Raw genomic sequence first — 19,064 nt, forward strand, 5'->3', positions numbered from 1 at the left:
AGCATACCGGTTTAGCCGATCAGGTTGCCTAAGTACTGGCCATTCTTGTTACGGCTAATTTTCGATTTTTTCTGTGCCTTTGACTTTTTCATGATTTTTTCCTTATAAACAATAGTTATCTAACGTTTCATGCCTCTCATTTTGAGACATTTCTTTCCTTTCCAATGGTAAAACCATTTTCAAGAAACTTTGAAAAGGAGTCGTATACATTTCTTTATCCCATTCATTCTGTAAGTCTTCAGGGATATGGTACTCCTCTACGATGACACCATCCTGATAGACTCGGAACACAGGATGAATAAATGTACTGCTGTCGCCATCATCCGGCACCCGGACAACATTAAATGGATCGGGATGCTCTTTCTTACCGTATTCAAATGTGAATCTAATATGGCTTTGTTTGCGATATATCTTTTCAATGAGATCAACTGGTATATCGATAACATATTCAACATTGCCATCATTAATAAGAAGAATATCGCTAATAAACCCAGGCTGCTGATATAGCGATGAATTACTATGAATCCTTTGCATGATTTTTTTATAAACAGATTCAAATGAATGTAATTTCTCACGGTGAAACGCATCTTTGCCTTGCTTCATTTTTAATATTTCAGCTAGTGCTTTCACGTTGTACCTAAATCCATGTATGAAACCAGAAAACGACTGTTTGTAATCACGCATGTGCATAATAGTTCCGGCGAAATACATATCCTCGACATTGGAAGATTCCCAGGATTCTGTCATTTTCGGATATTTCTTATTATCTGTAATCTGAGGGACTGCAGCACCTTCAAACATACTGTCGTCAAAAGAGAAACCTATACAAGAAATAATCTCATCGACAATAATCTGCCAATGCTGCCCATTCGCGTGAGTATAAGAAAAATCAACAATATACTTTTCATTATCTTTGGTAACTTTAGTCACTTCAGCATCGAGAATAGTATTCTGTGACTTTAACTGATAGGTATCTAATATATTATTATTTACTGCTCTCAGATGTCCTACATAATGTGTTTTCCAAGCCAACTTCACTGGTGTTGGGCTTAACATATGTATAACTGACGCGGTTTCAATCAAATTATCAGCCGTTTCAAAAGCAGAGTTACCTTTTCCTAATATCAAAATAGATTTGTTTTTGTAATCATCAGGATTAATTGAAGCTTTGGTGTAAGTTTTTACATATTCACTCCCAGGAAAACAAGGCTTATTTTCTTTTGCTAACCCAGTTGCAATAATAAGTTTCTCACATGTGTATACCTTACCATCAGCACCCCTTAATGAAAAATGTTCACCTTTATCGATGGATACAATATCGGTATTGTAAGCTACGTTTATTCCAAACTTATCTTTAAAGTCATTTAAATAATCAACTAAATCTTTTGCATCAGGGAAATATTTTTTAGAGTAATCTTTAAAAAGAAACCCTTCATCATTTAATAATGAATTCCAGTCCCAACGAAGATTTATTTCATCATCATTGTAACCTGTATAAACCTTATTGATAGAAATGAGCTTTCCATGCTTCGGCAATGTTTTAAATGCACTTCCCGAGCAATCTCCCTTTTCCAGAATCAAATAGTCTTCATTTGATTTCTCGAGATAATAAGCGAGCTGTAATCCAGCTGGTCCAGCGCCAATAATGATATATTCATGATGCATAATAAAATCCCTTATATAATACGCCTGTCGCAAAGCTGGTTAAATTCTGATGTTAAAGAACGCAGATCTCTGATGATATTGATTCTTTTTAGCCATCGATCATAATGATCATATTTCGCTGAAAATTGACGCCTCCCATGCACAGCCCTTCTGTTATCAATCAGCATAATCTGCCCTTCAATAAGACAGACATCAATCAGAGATTGGTTCACAATCAACTTAAACTTTTCAAGTGCCTTTGCTGCGCCTTTATTCTCACCAAGCACTGCCATATAAGGCAGATCTGCTCGCATAAAAGGCCTCTTCCGATTCCCATATAAAATTGAAATCGGTGTATCGACATATTTTGCTTCATCACTGAGATGGTACTTATGAATATCGATATCCCAATGATCACTATTATTTTCTTTAACGTGATGTGATGTATCTGGAGCAATACAAAATAAATTGCTGAACAGAATATCAATTGTTTCCTCATCTAACTGACTAACAATTTTATCGACATGGCATAATGATGTCGCTGCCTGTTCTGTATTGCGATAACACATCAACGAAACATAATCAGCTGGTGTTGGATGGAAAGCTTCTTCCGTGTGCCAGTCAAGTTCAGCTGTACTGCTTGACCCCAGCTGCTCATAAGCATCTGCTTTGATTGGTACAACATGACGCATAAAACGACCATTTTCTTGCGTTGACCACCCAAAAATTTCACCGAATAGGCAGGAGACTAATGAATGGATGACTTCATATGAAAACGTCTCAGAATGATGCCAGTCACAGTCCCATGTTCTGGGCGTCTGAATATTTTCAATATCAATCGGAAGCCCCTCAATTAAGAATGATGCGTAACTATGAGCTGTGTTTTTGAAGTCTAATACAGCCTCTCTCAAGCTCCTGCTAAGTTCCATCGCATACACAGCACAATCTCTGGCGAAACTATCTGTTTCAACTGAGTCATGTTTTGCCATCAACTGCTTACAAGCATGATTGATCAATTGCAGGTCTTCAGTCGTTAGACAATATTTTTTATAATTTTCCATTCCTGTCACTATTTAGAATAAAATTTAAATTTCTTCAGACCAATATAAAAGCTTGAGTGTTATATCTTCATGCAACATTTTATCTTCTAAGCGTTTATACTCCCTAACAATATAGTCATCGAAGTTTGTTGGCTTCCCAATTAAATATTCTAGCCATGGTTCAAGACCCATAGCATATACAAATACAGAATCAGGATTGATCAATCTAATAAGTTGTTCAGTTTCATCACTGTCACAGCCAACTAGGCGCCGGTTCTTCGCATACTCAGGTTGATAACCTTGGTTTAATAGAGGTTCATACAGCCAAGTATAGGGTGCACCTTCACATTCCATGCCGACAAACATCTTTCCAACCTTGAGTGAATTATCGACTAAATATTGATAAATTTCTGGCTGAATAAACTTCGAATCCGATAATATCAGTAACTGATCAGAATCCGTTTCAATATAATAAGATGACTTTGCATCAACCCGAAGGTCACCATGCTCTCCCAAAAAAGGAAGAGTATGTAGCTGAAAAGTATTTCCCTGGATATTTTCAAATGAGTCCACTTCGATCACATTCTCGAAGCCTATTTTCCTGAGTATCTTTGCAAGTGACGGGTCTTCAATCATGTCACCAGAACTTTTAGGAACAATAATGTTCCCCACTTTATGTCTGATTTGCAGCAAAGTTTCGACATTAAAGTGATCTGCATGCCCATGAGTTATCACAACATAATCAATACTGTCAGGTAAATCCGCTAACGAATATGACGTTTTCCCATTTTTTAAAAAAGAGTCATTCTGAATCCAGGGGTCAATCAGCAATGATTCAGATGACGTTTCAATCAGCAAAGTCGCATGACCGAAATAACGAATCTTTCCATTACTAGGCTCTGGTAGTCCTTTATATTCACACTCAGATGTAAACATCATTCTGAATTTCAGCTTCGCTTCGTCAGTTAAATTGATCTCTTGACACAGCTTATTGAAATCAACAGGACGTCGCCTTGCCTGAAAAATCTTATCAAGTACTTTTGCTTTAAAATCAATATCAATCAGAAACTGAGTTTCATGACGGCTCAAACGTGGTGTATTAAAGACTGGCGGACGTGTGGTGTGATCCGTTTTTAATGTAAACAACACGCTTTCACATTTTTCAAATATCCCACTAAATGCATTTTCAAAAAGACGATATGCACCGCTCTGATTTCTAGCGTAAAAAAGCTCAACTTTACCTTTTAACTCTGAAGGAACTTCCTGATAAAGAGACTCTAAGCTGTCCCCATTAAACTGTGAGACTAAATCATCAAGCTTTTCTACTGCTAAAAGTAGTTTTTCTTGTTGTATCTCTTGGTGTCGATTGCAATCTAAGTAGCTTTCCACACAGGACACATCATCCTTTGATAACCTAACTGTACTAACTTTCCCACTAGATATATCGCTATGAAATTCAGGATACTTTAGAAATGATCTTAATTGCTTTCTATTTTTTCTCATAAAAAAAGAACGAGAAACCGGAGAAAGTAAATAATGCCATGCATACCAATGTTCAACTAATGGCTCAACAAATACATTATTCCTTAGATAGACAAACACCTCATCTTCAGCCTCACAGCAATTCCTTCTTTTCATAAAGTTAACTATCTCATTTAAATTTATGGTGTTACTGGCTTTCGGTATAACAATGGTTTATTTAATACCATCAGCAAAATGCATTCATAGCAATTAAAAAACAAGCGCACTAAAACCAACTTATATTAACATGAACGATATACATATATATGACATGCAAATACACGACTATGCGCATAATTAATTTTAACCAAAAAAAAGTAAACGACCTGATAACAAAACTGATACAAATATCACATTAAACCATCATAATTGATTGAATTAAAAACCAATCGAGCAAGTTACAACCAAAGATATTAACTTTGAGTTAATTGCGTGTTAATTCAGTGCTTATTGAAGTTGATCGACTTTCAATGAAATCAGGATCATGATAAGTACCATGAAAATAGCAATGATTGCCCTACAAAAGTAGCAACTTGAGCAGATGCATGACTCAGGCGTGATAATCGTGTATAGAAACGGATTTACTTCCTTCGAAAGGCTGGGGTAAGGCGATGATTTCTCAAGCTCTTCGCACTCATACGCTTGATTGTTGCGCATAATCTGACTAGTGCTTTCTAAAAAGCTTAAGCCTAAAAATAGTGGTAACCAAAACAAACTTTATGAACTCACTCCATGCATATCATAGAACATTTGACTAAGCATACTTATGCGCATGATTTTCAAATTGTTTCTTATGTGAAAGACGCGTTTGGCCTTCTCTACACAGTTTCGGGTATGATATAGATGGCTGCATCATAGTAGCTTTAACTACAAACAATCGACAGGAATTCTCTCAATGTTGACAAGACTAAGTAGAAAGAGTTCATTGGTGGTTTACGAGGCTCTAAAGGCGAGTGGCGGCTAGAATGATATGACAAAGAGTTTGTCCCTGCCAGAGAGAATTGAAAGAAACTACCCAAGCGTAATAAAGCAAGGCCTAGTCGCTATACAACTAGGCCTTGCTAAAAATAGTTAAGTTGTCTTAACTTAGATGCATTAATCCTCAAACTAATCTTTTATCATGACGAAAGATCACTCGTCACCTCCATCTTCTTCAGTATCGTAGGGGTGCTCGTAGTAAGTTCCCCAACCATCATAAATAATGTCGTACTTCTCAGCGAGGTGAATTAGCTTTTCTACTTGAGCATCTATTGCCTCAGCGTTCAACGCCGATTCCATTGTCGCGTCACAGCAAAGGAGTTTGTTTCCATCTTCATCTTCAGTCTCTTCTGCTTCTAGAACCTCAAAACCCATTTTAAAAGCCTCTACAACTGCTTTCTCTAGAGTTTCAAAGTTCTCTGCAAAAAGGTGATGCTCAATGTCATACAGTGCATCTGGTTCACTCCCATCTTCCAGCAAGGCTTGGATGATATCGCGAGTCTCCTCCTTTTGAATCTCAATTAATTCTTCAACTGATAGATATTCGTCTTCATGAGACATAAGTCGGCTCCAGATAGTGGCAATATTGATCAAAAATTAACGCCAAGAAATATCGCATGGATACCATTAAATTGCTACCCACAATAACGCTAGAGTAGTAACTTGATCGCTCACATCACCGAAGATAAGAACAGATTAAGCTCACAAATGGCAAAAATTAACATTTTTTTATCATCAGTGATATTCAGAACTATCTACCGATAGTCGCCATCTATGATAAAAACGACCAATGCGTTTTTATTTTCTACTTATGCATAGATTCATTCTCATCAAAATTGCATACAAATATAACTTTCACATTATTATCTGTTAATGTGTGAATAGGTATGCTTAAAACCTTTCTAACCTATCACTAATCATTAGAAGACATAGCGAATAGCGACGCATTGTAACACCTGTTACCCAAGCCATGACTATAGGTGAAAGTAATCAAATTACAGCCCATAAACAGCATTTATCACTGAAAATAACATAAAGCCCAGTCATTGACTCCGATAAATACACTTGCATCTTGATAACAAGCTTGTCATAAATAGGTAATGGAAATTATTGTAAGGATGCAGAATGAGTAAGTTATACGTAGGTTCAGAAGTAGGCCAGTTGAGGCGTGTACTCTTGGCTCGACCAGAGCGAGCACTGACACATCTAACACCTTCAAACTGCCATGAACTACTGTTTGACGATGTTCTTGCCGTAGAAGCTGCGGGAGAAGAACATGATCAGTTTGCACAAACACTATCAAATCAGGGGGTAGAGGTTTTACTCCTCCATGATTTATTAGTCGAAACACTGTCTGTGAAAGAGGCAAAAGAGTGGCTACTAGACACCCAAATATCAGATTTTCGTTATGGCCCTACCTTTGCGAGAGATTTACGCCATTACCTATCCGATATGGATAACGAACACCTAGCCACTGTGCTGCTTGGAGGCTTGGCTTATTCTGAGTTACCAATCCAATCCTCTTCAATGCTACCCAAAATGCATCGTCCGCTGGATTTTGTGATTGAGCCCCTGCCCAATCATTTATTTACTCGTGATACATCATGTTGGGTTTATGGCGGCGTCTCTCTCAATCCAATGATGAAACCTGCAAGACAACGAGAGACCAATCACTTGAGAGCGATTTATCGTTGGCACCCTGTATTTGCAGGCCAAGATTTTATTAAATATTTTGGTGATGAAGATTTACACTATGATAATGCCAATATTGAAGGTGGCGATGTTCTCGTCATCGGAAAAGGTGCTGTACTGGTTGGAATGTCTGAACGCAGCACTCCGCAAGGGGTTGAGAATCTAGCAGCCAATCTGTTCCGTCATGGCCAAGCAAAGCAAGTCATCGCTGTTGATTTACCCAAACATAGATCTTGCATGCACCTAGATACCGTTATGACTCACATGGATATTGATACTTTCTCTGTTTATCCAGAAATCATGCGAAAAGACCTCGACACATGGAAGCTTACACCAAAAGGCAGTAATGAGATGACGGTGGAGCAAGTTCCAAGTTATACCCATGCAATTGAACAAGCTCTCGGCGTTGACTACCTCAAAATTATTACTACAGGTGGCAATAATTATGAAGCAGAGCGTGAACAATGGAATGATGCCAATAATGTGTTGACCGTCAAGCCCGGTGTTGTGATTGGCTATGAGCGCAACGTTTATACCAATGAAAAATATGACAAAGCGGGTATTACCGTTTTACCCATCCCCGGCAATGAATTAGGCCGTGGGCGAGGTGGAGCTCGTTGTATGAGCTGTCCAATAGAGAGAGATAATATCTAGAACAAAGCAATAAACGAAAAAAGGGGAAAGCATTGCTTTCCCCTTTTTTAACCAAAGCTGGCTCTGTTCAAGCTCTAACACCAGATTCTAAATTAAGCGCTTTTACTTCTTCATCTAATGCTTGGAGCTTATCTTTCATCTGCTGATGGCAAATGTTAGCAAACTCTCGAATATTAGCTTTATCGAAATCTTCTGAACTAACAGGTGGAAGCATCTCAACAATCACATGGCCATTATTCCAGCGGTTGAGTTTAAGGCCACATGTCGTGCTACACACAATTGGTACAACGGCAACCTTAGCTCCTACCGCCGCATGAAATGCGCCTGTTTTAAATGGCAATAAACCGCGTCCACGAGAACGTGTTCCTTCAGGAAACATCCATACCGATACTTCGCTAGCCTTCATATTATCGACAACTTGATCGATAGTACTTTTGGCTTTTGAGCGATTAGCCCTATCGATCAATATATTACCCGTCAACCAATACAATTGGCCAAACAAAGGCATCCAAGCCAAACTTTTTTTCCCTACCGTAACGACTTTAGGCGTCACAGCTGAAGATACGGTAAACAAATCCCAATTATTTTGGTGGTTGGCAATGTAGACGTGCTGTCCACGTTGGTATGCATCACTCGGTATGCGTAATTCGAGAGTGACACCAAAGACACGAGACATCTTGCTAAACAAGCGACCAAAGGTAAAAACGTGTTTGGGGTTTCGAGGGCTCAATAAGCAATAACCACAGCCAAATATAAACATCACAATGGCAAAAATCGCGATAGCCAATACACGTAATAGTGCAATCATTAGTTGTGCTCCAACAACAAAACAGTCAGTAGTCTATGTCCATGACTCTAACTGATCTTACCCTCATAAAAAAGCCGAAACTCCCGTTTCGGCTTAGCTTTGCGAGTTAGAATCAGTGAGAATCGCTAAAGCGCTCGATATTCGCTCCAAGAGCAGATAACTTATCTTCAATCTTATCGTAACCGCGATCTATATGATAAATTCTATCGACGATCGTTTCACCTTGAGCAATACAGCCTGCAATAACTAAACTGGCTGACGCACGTAAATCAGTCGCCATTACTTGAGCGCCACTCAATTCTTCTACATCACCACAAATAACAGTGTTACCTTCAATTTCAGCTTTTGCGCCCATGCGCATCAGTTCAGGCACGTGCATAAAGCGATTTTCGAAAATAGTTTCCGTGATCACTCCACCACCTTGAGCCATGATGTTCAGCAGAGTAAATTGCGCTTGCATATCGGTCGGAAAACCTGGGTGCGGCGAGGTTCGCACAGTCACAGCTTTTAACTCACGTTCGCGCATATCAACTGAAATCCAGTCTTCGCCAGTTTCAACTTTAGCTCCGGCCTCTTCTAGTTTTGCTAACACAGCTTCAAGTAAATGGGCTTTGGTATTACGGCATACCACTTTGCCTCGTGATACCGCGGCGGCCACTAGGAAAGTCCCTGTTTCAATGCGATCTGCCACAACAGCATGTTTACCACCACCAAGGTATTCAACACCTTCAATGGTAATAGTATCTGTACCTGCACCCGATATCTTGGCACCAAGTTGATTAAGAAACTCTGCAGTATCAACAATTTCAGGCTCGCGCGCGGCATTATCTAGCACTGTCGTTCCTTGCGCCAAGGTCGCGGCACTCATTATGGTTATCGTGGCACCAACGCTGACTTTATCCATAACAATATGAGCACCTTGTAATCGCCCATCAACACTTGCCTTTACATAACCATCTTCTAGCACAATAGTTGCGCCCAACTGCTCTAAGCCATGGATATGGAGATCAACGGGTCTGGCCCCAATAGCGCAGCCACCGGGAAGTGACACTTGTCCCTGACCAAAACGAGCAACTAAAGGTCCCAGAGCCCAAATAGAAGCACGCATTGTTTTGACTAAATCATAGGGTGCACAAAACTCATGGATACCACTTGGATCAACATGCACAGAACCATTACGTTCTACTTTCGCACCCAAACGCTTTAGCAGCTCCATTGTGGTGTCAATATCACGCAAGTGAGGAACATTAGCTACCTCTACCGGTTCTTGTGCCAAAATAGAGGCAAATAATATTGGCAATGCCGCATTTTTTGCTCCTGAAATCGTGACTTCACCATTAAGTGGTTGCTTGGAACCTATTACTCGAAACTTATCCATTATTAACCCTTACAGAGACATCAGTTTCTTATCTCGAGCCCACTCGTCCGGGGAGTAAGCCTTAATAGAAACGGCATGGATGTCATTTCGTTGAATATATTCCATCAAGGGAGCATATACCAACTGCTGTTTTTTCACTCGACTCATTCCATCAAAACAAGCATCTACCGCCACGACTTCGTAATGACTACCCTCACCTTTGACGTGAAGTTCTTCTAAATGAAGTGCTTGCTCTAAAATTTGCTGTACTTTGGCACTATCCACCACTTACCCCTGTTTACTTCTTTATATGCCCATCGATACATTCTTCAACGTTGCTCAACTGAAACAAAGTTAGCAGTTGTTTCGGCACGAAACTGAGCATTATATGACAGTTTTTAATTTTTGCATGCTCTAAAAGATGAATTAGCATCACCATACCAGCAGAGTCGACTCTCTCTACCTTTTCTAAACTTAGCTCTATATTGGAGTGACTGGGATTCCATTGAGACAAAAACGCCCACAATTCTGGCACAGACTCTCTATCAAGCACTCCTAGTATCTGATATTTGTCGTCAGGTAGTTGCCGCCATTGTTCTGAGTTCATTTGTCTTTACTCTCAAAACGAATCGGTCGAGCTGCCAGTTCTTCAAGTTCTTTAGCAACGGACAAGATACCCTCTTGACGCAATTGTGTGCTCCACTCTGATTGTTTGCTGGAAAGTAAACTGACTCCCTCAGCGATAATGTCAAAAGCCTTCCACTCACCCGTTTTTTTGTCTTTTCTCAATTTAAATTCAAGCTTGATATTGGGCCTTGGGCTATCGATAATGTCGACTTTCACGCCCGTAATCTTCTTGTTTGCATCTATTTTAGGTTCAGGGCCAAACTCAATCTCTTGGTTAGTGTATTGAGTTAAAACCTGGGCGTAAGAGCTCACCAGATAGGCTCGAAAAGCGTTAATAAACGTACCAACATCTTCACGTTTAGCGCCTTTTAAATTAGGTCCCAATAGCTTTAATGCGGCATATTTTTCGTTGATATACGGCATTAATTCTTCTTCGACAATGATCTTCAGGTGATCGGGATTTTTATGAACAGCCTCCTGTTCTGACTTCAGTCGATTAAAAGCTATTTCTGACACCTGCTTCATCATTTGGTAAGGCTGCGTTTTATCAATATCAGTCGCATTCACTGTCAAGGTGACAGTATACAGAGCTAGGCTCACTAATAACCGCTTTAACATGCTTAGTCCTCTTCCTTCTTGTCTGAATCACCGCCACCAACGCTGTATAAGACTTGCCCTATCAGATCTTCTAATACCAAAGCTGATTTAGTATCTTCGATATAGTTACCATCGACCAACATCTCTTCATCATCAAAAATAAAGCCTGGTGTTAACCCTATATATTGCTCGCCTATCAAACCTGAAGTTAATATCTTCACGCTCGATGTGTCTGGAAATTGATCATATTCCGCATTAATTGACATAGTGACAACAGGAAGAAGATTTTCTTTATTGAGTCCAATATCTGCCACACGTCCGACGACTACTCCCCCAACTTTAACAGGTGAGCGTACTTTTAAGCTTCCTATATTATCGAACTCAGCTTTGAGTGTGTAAGTATCGTTAGTACCCAACCCTTTTACGTCAGCTACTTGAAAAATCATCACCAAAACTGCGCAAATTCCAGCAATAACAAAAGTGCCAACCCATAATTCAATTTTTCTTGTTTGTTGCATAATTAATTCCCAAACATCAAGGCTGTCAGTACAAAGTCTAAACCAAGTACTGCCAATGAAGAATGTACAACGGTACGAGTCGTCGCTCGACTTATCCCTTCTGAGGTCGGAATAGCGTCATACCCATTGAACAATGCTATCCAAGTTACTGTGATAGCAAATACTAAACTCTTAATTAAGCTATTGCCGATATCCTGCCCGAGTTCAACCGAAGCTTGCATAGCAGCCCAGAAGCTCCCGTGGTCAATGCCTTTCCAATCGACACCCACTAATTGGCCACCCCAAATACCCACTGCCATAAAAATCATCGCTAGCATAGGCATTGATATCACTCCTGCCCAAAAGCGCGGTGCGATAACCCTTTTTAGAGGATCGACAGCCATCATTTCCAGACTTGATAACTGCTCAGTTGCCTTCATCAAGCCAATTTCAGCGGTCAAAGCCGATCCTGCTCTACCTGCAAACAAAAGAGCAGTAACAACAGGCCCCAATTCTCGGAGCAATGACAACGCGACCATTTGCCCCAGAGCACCCTCGGCACCAAAATCCACCAGAATGATGTAACCTTGCAGGCTCAATACCATACCGATAAACAGTCCCGATAATACAATGATGATCAAAGATTGAACGCCAACGCTATACAATTGCTTAATCAATAAAGGCAGATTTTTAATTGGTTGAGGTCGAGATGCCAGAGCACCAAACATCATCAAACTTGCGCGGCCAAAAGACTCAAATACATTGAGTGTTCTTCGTCCTGTAGCGGCAATAAAGTCTGCCAGATCAAATGCCATCGAAGATCTCCTTCGCTAAAGACTGTGCTGGGAAACGAAATGGCACTGGTCCATCGGCATCCCCATGAAGAAATTGTTGTACTTGTGGATCCGGGTTAGCTCTTAACTCTGCTGGCGTTCCCTTGGCGATAATTTTACCATTGGCCAAAATGTAGACCCAATCAGCGATACTCATTACCTCAGGAACATCATGAGACACCACCACAGAAGTAATGCTCAAAGCTTGATTTAGATTACGAATCAACTCGACCAAGACCCCCATTGTAATAGGGTCTTGACCGACAAATGGCTCATCATACATGATGAGATTTGGATCAAGAGCTATTGCACGCGCCAACGCCGCTCTCCGAGCCATCCCACCAGATAGCTCACTTGGCATCAATTGTGCCGCACCACGTAAGCCCACAGCTTCAAGCTTCAGTAATACTAAAGTACGAATCAGTTCTTCGTTTAAATGAGTATGCTCTCGAAGCGGAAATGCAACATTGTCAAAAACATTGAGATCAGTGAACAATGCGCCAGATTGAAACAACATGCTCATTTTTTTTCTCTCTTGATACAGTCGCTTACGACTTAATGTTGGAATATTTTTACCATCAAACCACACTTCTCCTTGTTCTGGATGAAGTTGCCCTCCGATGAGACGCAACAAGGTCGTTTTTCCTATGCCAGAAGGCCCCATAATCGCGGTAATTTTTCCGCTCGGAACATTCAGGCTAACATCATCAAAAATCCGCCTTTTACCGCGGGAAAAAGTTAAGTTATTAATGGTTACAAGATCAGAAGAAGACATGGCACACCCTGACTTAGCGCTTCGAATCGGCAATCATAAGCGCATTAAGTAACAATTTAAAGCACTGCTCAATGAATTATGGCTAACATTTTACTAAATAAACTTATCTCTCTTAACATAGCTGATATCGCCCATCAATTTTATTGGTGAGCAATTAATTACTTCCCTTTTTTCAGTTAAACCGTCAAAATTAGCTGTTAATTTTATCCGTTTAGCCACTAAATTAAGGATCACCATGTTTGAAGCGATTGCGTTTCTGGTTGTTGGATTAGGCTTTCTAGTTTGGAGTGCTGATAAGCTCGTTTTTGGTGCTGCAGCATTAGCACGAAACATGGGTATTTCTCCTCTTGTTATCGGCATGACCATCTTGGCGATGGGTTCTTCTGCCCCAGAAATGATGGTATCAGCAACCGCTGCGTTAGGTGGCAAAACAGATACTGCGGTTGGCAACGTATTAGGCTCAAATATTGCTAATATTGCATTAATTCTTGGTATTACTGCAATGGTCAAACCCTTGTCGATTAGCTCGGCGATTCTCCGTAGAGAGTTACCCCTAATGATTGGGGTAACCATTCTGGCTGGAGTATTACTATGGGATAGCCGACTTGGTTTTTATGAAGGTGTCTTACTATTTGTTCTGTTTACCGCTTTTATAGTCGCTATGCTAAGGATTAGCCGAAAAGAGCAACAGAGCGGTCAACAAGATCCTTTACTTGAAGAACAAGAATCAGAGATACCAGAAGGTGTTGGCAATCTCAAAGCGGTAATCTGGGTAGTTGTCGGATTAGTTATCTTACCTATTGCCGCAGATACCTTGGTTGATAGTGCTGTCTATATCGCCCAATATTTTGGTATGAGTGATCTTGTGATTGGACTGACTATTATAGCGGTCGGCACTAGCTTACCAGAACTTGCTGCTTCTCTCGCTGGAGTGATGAAAGGCGAGGACGATCTGGCTGTAGGGAATATTATCGGCTCTAACGTTTTTAATATCCTTGCCGTCATGGGCATTCCCGGAGTTTTGAATCCATCCATTCTTAGTCAATATGCTATGGGAAGAGACTTTTGGATCATGCTAGGTGTCTCTTTGCTTTTAGTTGCTATGGCTTTGGGTAAATCACGAAGTATTAATCGTATTGAGGGTGCCATACTTTTCTGCTGCTTTATTACATATCAAGGATACTTAATCCTCAATATGACCGCTTAAACTTTAATTGCTGGGAGTTTGACATGTTTGACTTTCGCTCCGCTGCCCTTGCAGTGTTGAATACAGAGATCGAGGCTCTTGAACAGCTCGAACAATATGTAAATGATGATTTCGCAAATACTTGCAAGCTTATTCTCGCCAACCATGATGGGAAAGTTGTGGTCATGGGTATGGGAAAATCTGGCCATATTGGAAAAAAAATTGCAGCTACACTTGCTAGCACAGGTACCTCAGCATTTTTTGTACATCCAGGCGAAGCCGCTCATGGCGATCTCGGCATGATAAAAGCTGGAGATATTCTCCTTGCGATCTCTAACTCTGGTGAATCCTCAGAGATTCTAGCTTTATTTCCAGTACTCAAACGGCTGAACATTAAAGTCATAAGTATGACAGGCAAACCTTATTCCACTATGGCGAAACTGTCTGACTGTCACCTGCAAGTCACCGTTCCTAAAGAAGCATGTCCTTTAGGTCTGGCTCCAACTGCAAGCACAACAGCCACTCTTGCTATGGGAGATGCGTTGGCGGTTGCTTTGCTTCAAGCACGCGGCTTTACGGCGGAAGACTTTGCTTTATCGCACCCTGGAGGCGCTTTAGGACGAAAGCTATTGCTTAGACTTTCTGATATTATGCATACAGGTGATAATCTTCCACTAGTCACGCCTGAAACCCTCGTCAGAGACGCATTATTGGTCATTAGCCAAAAAGGCCTTGGGATGACTGCTGTTGTTGACGAGAATCAAAAACTAGTCGGTATTTTCACTGATGGTGATCTGCGCCGTATACTCGACAAACGTGTTGACATACATAACGCAAAAATCAGCGACGTCATGACCACTCACCCTACGACAGCTAATCCCAACATTCTTGCCGCAGAAGGACTCAACTTAATGCAAGATAAGTCGATAAATGGTCTTATTTTGTGTGATAAAGATAAAGTAGTGGGTGCACTAAACATGCATGACCTATTGAAAGCAGGAGTCATGTAATGTCGACAATGATTCAAACTTTATACAAACCAGTGGAACCAAATACATTTAACATTGCCAAACACATTAAGTTGTTGATTTGCGACGTGGATGGCGTGTTTTCTGATGGGCTCATATACATGGGTAATAATGGTGAAGAATTAAAAACTTTCCACACCAGAGACGGGTATGGCGTTAAATCACTGATGAACGCAGGTATCGAAGTCGCAATCATCACCGGCCGACAGTCAAACATTGTGGAAAATCGCATGCACACTCTTGGCATATCGCTGGTCTACCAAGGTCAGGACGACAAACTACAGGCGTACCAAGACATATGTGATAAGTTGAAAATATCACCAAAACATACTGGCTACATTGGTGATGATCTCATCGATTGGCCCGTAATGGAAAAAGTGGCATTAAAAGTGTGCGTAGCAGACGGTCATCCCTTATTGGTACAGCGAGCAAACTATGTCACTAAAACACTTGGCGGGCATGGTGCTGTCAGAGAAGTCTGTGACCTTATCTTACAGTCTCGTAATGAACTTGAAGTCCATCAAGGTCTGAGTATATGAGCTTATCTCGTATCGGTTACCTTTTGCTGACATTCGTTATTTCTTGGTCAACATACTATTTGATCGAGAGAAGCGATGGGTACGACATACAGGTTGAACCAAACACTGAACTACCCATGTTTAGCGGTGAAAACCTAACCAACACCTCATTCAACGAGCAAGGTATTCGCAGCTATGTCATTACCTCTGTTAGACTTGACCACTTCGCCACAAGTGGCGATACCATTTTTGATCACCCAGTCTTAAAAGTTTACAAAGAGGGAACGACACAAGAGTGGGAGGTCACAGCTGAACAGGGTACCTTAGATAAAGAACATGTCCTGACTCTGCGAACAAATGTACTTGCAAAAAACCTACTGCCTGAATCAGGTTTTGATACTATGTCAACCGAAATACTGAGTATTCAATTGGATAATCGTGACTTTTGGGCTGATAACCAAGTGACTTTGGTCGGACCACAATTTGAAACCGTAGGCCAAGCGATGAAAGGTAACTTTGCCGAGAATAATGCAACCCTATACAATAACGTACAAAGTAGATATGAAACTGTCACACCTTAGCCTAATTTCTTTTTTACTCATTTCAGGACCAGTCTTGGCCTTGTCGACTGACCTAGATCAACCAGCCTATATCAATTCTGCAACTCAGCAGCTTGATATGCAGAGCAACAAAGCGATCTTTATAGGAGAGGTCACGCTCAAGCAAGGAAGTATCAATATTAATGCGGATAAGGTTATCGTCACCCGCAACCCAAAGGATGGTACAATTCAGGAAATAGAAGGGTATGGCGATCTTGCCACTTTTTCACAGCTCACTGACGATGGAAAAACACTTTATGGTGAAGCAAAAGAGCTCTACTACAAAGTCGTCAAAGACGAATTGATCATGATAGAAAAAGCGATGCTATCTCAGGATGATAGTGAAATACGCAGCAAAAAAATTCGATACAAAATTTCTGATCAGAAGCTTATCGCAGATGGAAATCAAACGGGTGAGCGTGTAAAAACAATCCTTCAGCCACAAACGATTCAAGAATAACTATGGCAAAATTAAAAGCAGAGCACTTAGCAAAGACTTACGGTAACCGACGAGTTGTCAGCGATGTAAGCCTAGAAGTGACTTCAGGGCAAATTGTTGGTCTACTCGGCCCCAATGGTGCTGGTAAAACCACGTCGTTTTACATGATAGTTGGTCTTGTCGCTCGTGATGAGGGATCCATTACCATTGATGGTAAAGATATTAGTATCCTTCCTATGCACAGCCGTTCTCGAATGGGAATTGGCTACTTACCACAAGAAGCTTCTATCTTTCGCAAACTGTCAGTTGAAGATAACATCATGGCAGTTCTGGAAACTCGTGACGAGCTTACACGCGAGCAAAGACAAGACAAGCTGGAAGATTTACTAGAGGAATTTCATATTCAGCACATTCGACACAGTGCGGGTATGGCACTCTCTGGCGGGGAACGTCGACGCGTAGAAATCGCCAGAGCTCTTGCCGCCAATCCTCAGTTTATTTTGTTGGATGAGCCCTTTGCTGGTGTCGATCCTATTTCAGTCATCGATATCAAAAAGATCATTGAACACTTACGTGATCGTGGGTTGGGTGTACTTATAACAGATCATAATGTGCGTGAGACATTAGACGTATGTGAAAAAGCATATATAGTCAGCCAAGGGCACTTGATTGCTGAAGGTACGCCAGATCAAGTGCTTAACAATGAACAAGTAAAACAAGTTTATCTCGGTGAACAATTCCGTCTATGATTAAACTGAAGAACGATAAGATTCTATAGCATCTAAGGCAAATAATACTGAATGAAACCCTCATTACAACTCAAGCTAGGACAACAGTTAGCAATGACCCCACAGTTGCAACAAGCCATTCGCTTGCTGCAACTCTCTACTCTGGATCTCCAGCAAGAGATTCAAGAAGCCTTGGACTCCAACCCACTGTTAGAATTAGAAGAGAACTCAGAAGACAATACAAACCTCGAAGACAAGTCAGCGAGGGAAGAAAAAGAAAGTAGCTCTGAAGCCACAGAACCAGAGGTGAAAGACAGTTCAGAACTTATCGAAACTTCGGAAATAAGTAAAGAACTCGAAATTGATACAACATGGGAAGATGTGTACAGCGCGAATACAGGCAGTACTGGCTTAGCTTTAGATGATGACACTCCCGTATACCAAGGTGAAACCACTCAATCGCTGCATGATTACCTTACTTGGCAGTTGGATTTAACCCCATTTAGTGACACGGACAGAACCATAGCTATGGCGATAATTGACGCCATAGACGACTATGGCTACCTCACCATATCAACCCAAGATATTCTAGAGAGCTTTAACCATGAAGAAATTGAGCTTGATGAAATTGAAGCCGTCCGCAAGCGTATTCAACAGTTTGACCCTCTAGGCGTTGCATCAAATAATTTGCAAGATTGCCTACTACTTCAGCTTGCCGCTTTCCCCGAGGATACACCTTGGCTAAAAGAAGCTCAATTAGTGCTGACTGAGCATATAGATCAGCTAGGCAATCGCGATTATAAGCTGATTATAAGAGAGGCTAAGCTAAAAGAGTCCGATCTTAAAGAAGCCTTAAATTTAATTCAACAATTGGACCCAAGACCTGGCAGCCGTATTGCAGCGGAACACGCTGAATATGTCATTCCAGATGTATCTGTATTTAAAGAGCATGGTAAATGGCGGGTAACCATAAACCCTGACTCTATACCCAGACTGAAAGTCAACCAACACTATGCAGCTTTAGGAAAGGGGAACAGCTCCGATAGCCAATATATTCGCTCCAACCTACAAGAAGCAAAATGGCTGATAAAAAGTCTAGAAAGTAGAAATGAAACTTTGTTAAAAGTTGCAAAATGTATTGTTGAACATCAGCGTGATTTCTTTGAATATGGGGAAGAAGCAATGAAACCCATGGTACTCAATGATGTCGCTCTGGATGTTGATATGCACGAATCGACAATTTCAAGGGTAACGACCCAGAAGTTCATGCACACTCCGAGAGGTATTTTTGAATTAAAATATTTCTTTTCTAGCCATGTCAGTACCGACAATGGTGGAGAGTGTTCATCCACTGCAATCCGAGCTTTGATCAAAAAGTTGGTTGCTGCCGAAAATAGTGCCAAACCACTCAGTGACAGTAAGATTGCAGCTCTACTTGCTGACCAAGGGATTCAGGTCGCTAGACGAACTATAGCGAAATACCGAGAATCTCTAGGCATCGCCCCTTCGAGTCAGCGCAAACGCCTACTTTAAGGCCTTTAAC

General features: G+C 40.9%; 20 protein-coding genes. 8 read left to right on the top strand and 12 right to left on the bottom strand.

The genetic code is table 11. From position 1 onward, the window contains the following. Positions 1-102: 102 nt before the first annotated feature. The 4 genes from FIV01_RS12755 to rraB form a co-directional block, all read right to left on the bottom strand. A complete protein-coding gene (locus FIV01_RS12755; protein ID WP_152431324.1) occupies positions 103-1,665 on the bottom strand; it encodes an NAD(P)-binding domain-containing protein in 1,563 nt (520 codons plus the stop codon). Positions 1,666-1,676: 11 nt separating this feature from the next. Further along, the gene (locus FIV01_RS12760) at positions 1,677-2,705 is read right to left on the bottom strand and encodes a TauD/TfdA family dioxygenase (RefSeq protein WP_152431325.1); all 1,029 of its coding nucleotides are present in this window, start codon (positions 2,703-2,705) and stop codon (positions 1,677-1,679) included. Between the two features lie 24 nt (positions 2,706-2,729). Then, positions 2,730-4,322, bottom strand: a complete 1,593-nt coding sequence (locus FIV01_RS12765) for an MBL fold metallo-hydrolase (protein ID WP_152431326.1) — start codon at positions 4,320-4,322, stop codon at positions 2,730-2,732. A gap of 1,014 nt (positions 4,323-5,336) precedes the next feature. After that, positions 5,337-5,744 (bottom strand): ribonuclease E inhibitor RraB, encoded by a 408-nt coding sequence (gene rraB / locus FIV01_RS12770; RefSeq protein WP_152431327.1) that lies wholly within the window; start codon positions 5,742-5,744, stop codon positions 5,337-5,339. A gap of 564 nt (positions 5,745-6,308) precedes the next feature. Here rraB and arcA point away from each other — a divergent pair. Beyond that, a complete protein-coding gene (arcA, locus tag FIV01_RS12775; RefSeq protein ID WP_152431328.1) occupies positions 6,309-7,529 on the top strand; it encodes an arginine deiminase in 1,221 nt (406 codons plus the stop codon). Positions 7,530-7,596: 67 nt separating this feature from the next. Here the strand turns inward: arcA and FIV01_RS12780 are convergent, their stop codons facing one another. From FIV01_RS12780 to mlaF, 8 genes are all read right to left on the bottom strand, one after another. Next, complete coding sequence (locus tag FIV01_RS12780; protein WP_152431329.1) at positions 7,597-8,337, bottom strand: 1-acylglycerol-3-phosphate O-acyltransferase; 741 nt, start codon at positions 8,335-8,337, stop codon at positions 7,597-7,599. Between the two features lie 112 nt (positions 8,338-8,449). Then, positions 8,450-9,715, bottom strand: a complete 1,266-nt coding sequence (gene murA, locus FIV01_RS12785; protein ID WP_152431330.1) for a UDP-N-acetylglucosamine 1-carboxyvinyltransferase — start codon at positions 9,713-9,715, stop codon at positions 8,450-8,452. A gap of 9 nt (positions 9,716-9,724) precedes the next feature. Then, positions 9,725-9,979 carry a BolA family iron metabolism protein IbaG gene (gene ibaG / locus FIV01_RS12790; RefSeq protein WP_152431331.1) on the bottom strand — a complete coding sequence of 85 codons (255 nt, stop codon included), beginning with the start codon at positions 9,977-9,979 and terminating at the stop codon, positions 9,725-9,727. Positions 9,980-9,992: 13 nt separating this feature from the next. Then, on the bottom strand, positions 9,993-10,301 hold the full coding sequence (locus FIV01_RS12795; RefSeq protein WP_152431332.1) for an STAS domain-containing protein: 309 nt from the start codon (positions 10,299-10,301) through the stop codon (positions 9,993-9,995). Further along, positions 10,298-10,939, bottom strand: a complete 642-nt coding sequence (gene mlaC, locus FIV01_RS12800; RefSeq protein ID WP_152431333.1) for a phospholipid-binding protein MlaC — start codon at positions 10,937-10,939, stop codon at positions 10,298-10,300. Before mlaC ends, FIV01_RS12795 begins: the two co-directional genes overlap by 4 nt. 2 nt (positions 10,940-10,941) lie before the next feature. Beyond that, a complete protein-coding gene (gene mlaD, locus FIV01_RS12805; protein ID WP_152431334.1) occupies positions 10,942-11,436 on the bottom strand; it encodes an outer membrane lipid asymmetry maintenance protein MlaD in 495 nt (164 codons plus the stop codon). 2 nt (positions 11,437-11,438) lie between these two features. Continuing rightward, complete coding sequence (gene mlaE, locus FIV01_RS12810) at positions 11,439-12,230, bottom strand: lipid asymmetry maintenance ABC transporter permease subunit MlaE (RefSeq protein ID WP_152431335.1); 792 nt, start codon at positions 12,228-12,230, stop codon at positions 11,439-11,441. Beyond that, entirely contained in the window at positions 12,220-13,023 is an 804-nt protein-coding gene (mlaF, locus tag FIV01_RS12815; RefSeq protein ID WP_152431336.1) for a phospholipid ABC transporter ATP-binding protein MlaF, read from the bottom strand. Before mlaF ends, mlaE begins: the two co-directional genes overlap by 11 nt. Before the next feature lie 235 nt (positions 13,024-13,258). On the opposite strand from mlaF, the gene FIV01_RS12820 reads away from it, so the two are divergent. Genes FIV01_RS12820 through FIV01_RS12850 form a run of 7 tightly spaced genes read left to right on the top strand, consistent with a single transcriptional unit; the run spans position 13,259 to position 19,054 of the window. Further along, positions 13,259-14,230 (top strand): calcium/sodium antiporter, encoded by a 972-nt coding sequence (locus tag FIV01_RS12820; RefSeq protein WP_152431337.1) that lies wholly within the window; start codon positions 13,259-13,261, stop codon positions 14,228-14,230. 23 nt (positions 14,231-14,253) lie between these two features. Further along, positions 14,254-15,219 carry a KpsF/GutQ family sugar-phosphate isomerase gene (locus FIV01_RS12825; RefSeq protein ID WP_152431338.1) on the top strand — a complete coding sequence of 322 codons (966 nt, stop codon included), beginning with the start codon at positions 14,254-14,256 and terminating at the stop codon, positions 15,217-15,219. Further along, positions 15,219-15,776 carry a 3-deoxy-manno-octulosonate-8-phosphatase KdsC gene (gene kdsC, locus FIV01_RS12830; protein WP_152431339.1) on the top strand — a complete coding sequence of 186 codons (558 nt, stop codon included), beginning with the start codon at positions 15,219-15,221 and terminating at the stop codon, positions 15,774-15,776. Before FIV01_RS12825 ends, kdsC begins: the two co-directional genes overlap by 1 nt. Further along, on the top strand, positions 15,773-16,336 hold the full coding sequence (lptC, locus tag FIV01_RS12835) for an LPS export ABC transporter periplasmic protein LptC (RefSeq protein WP_152431340.1): 564 nt from the start codon (positions 15,773-15,775) through the stop codon (positions 16,334-16,336). The genes kdsC and lptC overlap by 4 nt, the downstream gene beginning before the upstream one ends. Further along, positions 16,317-16,814: a lipopolysaccharide transport periplasmic protein LptA gene (lptA, locus tag FIV01_RS12840; RefSeq protein ID WP_152431341.1), complete on the top strand. Its 498-nt coding sequence runs from the start codon at positions 16,317-16,319 to the stop codon at positions 16,812-16,814. The genes lptC and lptA overlap by 20 nt, the downstream gene beginning before the upstream one ends. 2 nt (positions 16,815-16,816) lie before the next feature. Further along, positions 16,817-17,542 carry an LPS export ABC transporter ATP-binding protein gene (lptB, locus tag FIV01_RS12845; protein ID WP_114787775.1) on the top strand — a complete coding sequence of 242 codons (726 nt, stop codon included), beginning with the start codon at positions 16,817-16,819 and terminating at the stop codon, positions 17,540-17,542. A 51-nt stretch (positions 17,543-17,593) separates the two neighbouring features. Beyond that, positions 17,594-19,054, top strand: a complete 1,461-nt coding sequence (locus FIV01_RS12850; protein WP_152431342.1) for an RNA polymerase factor sigma-54 — start codon at positions 17,594-17,596, stop codon at positions 19,052-19,054. The last annotated feature ends 10 nt before the right edge of the window (positions 19,055-19,064 follow it).

The sequence above is a fragment of the Vibrio aquimaris genome (assembly GCF_009363415.1).
GTDB lineage: Bacteria > Pseudomonadota > Gammaproteobacteria > Enterobacterales > Vibrionaceae > Vibrio > Vibrio aquimaris.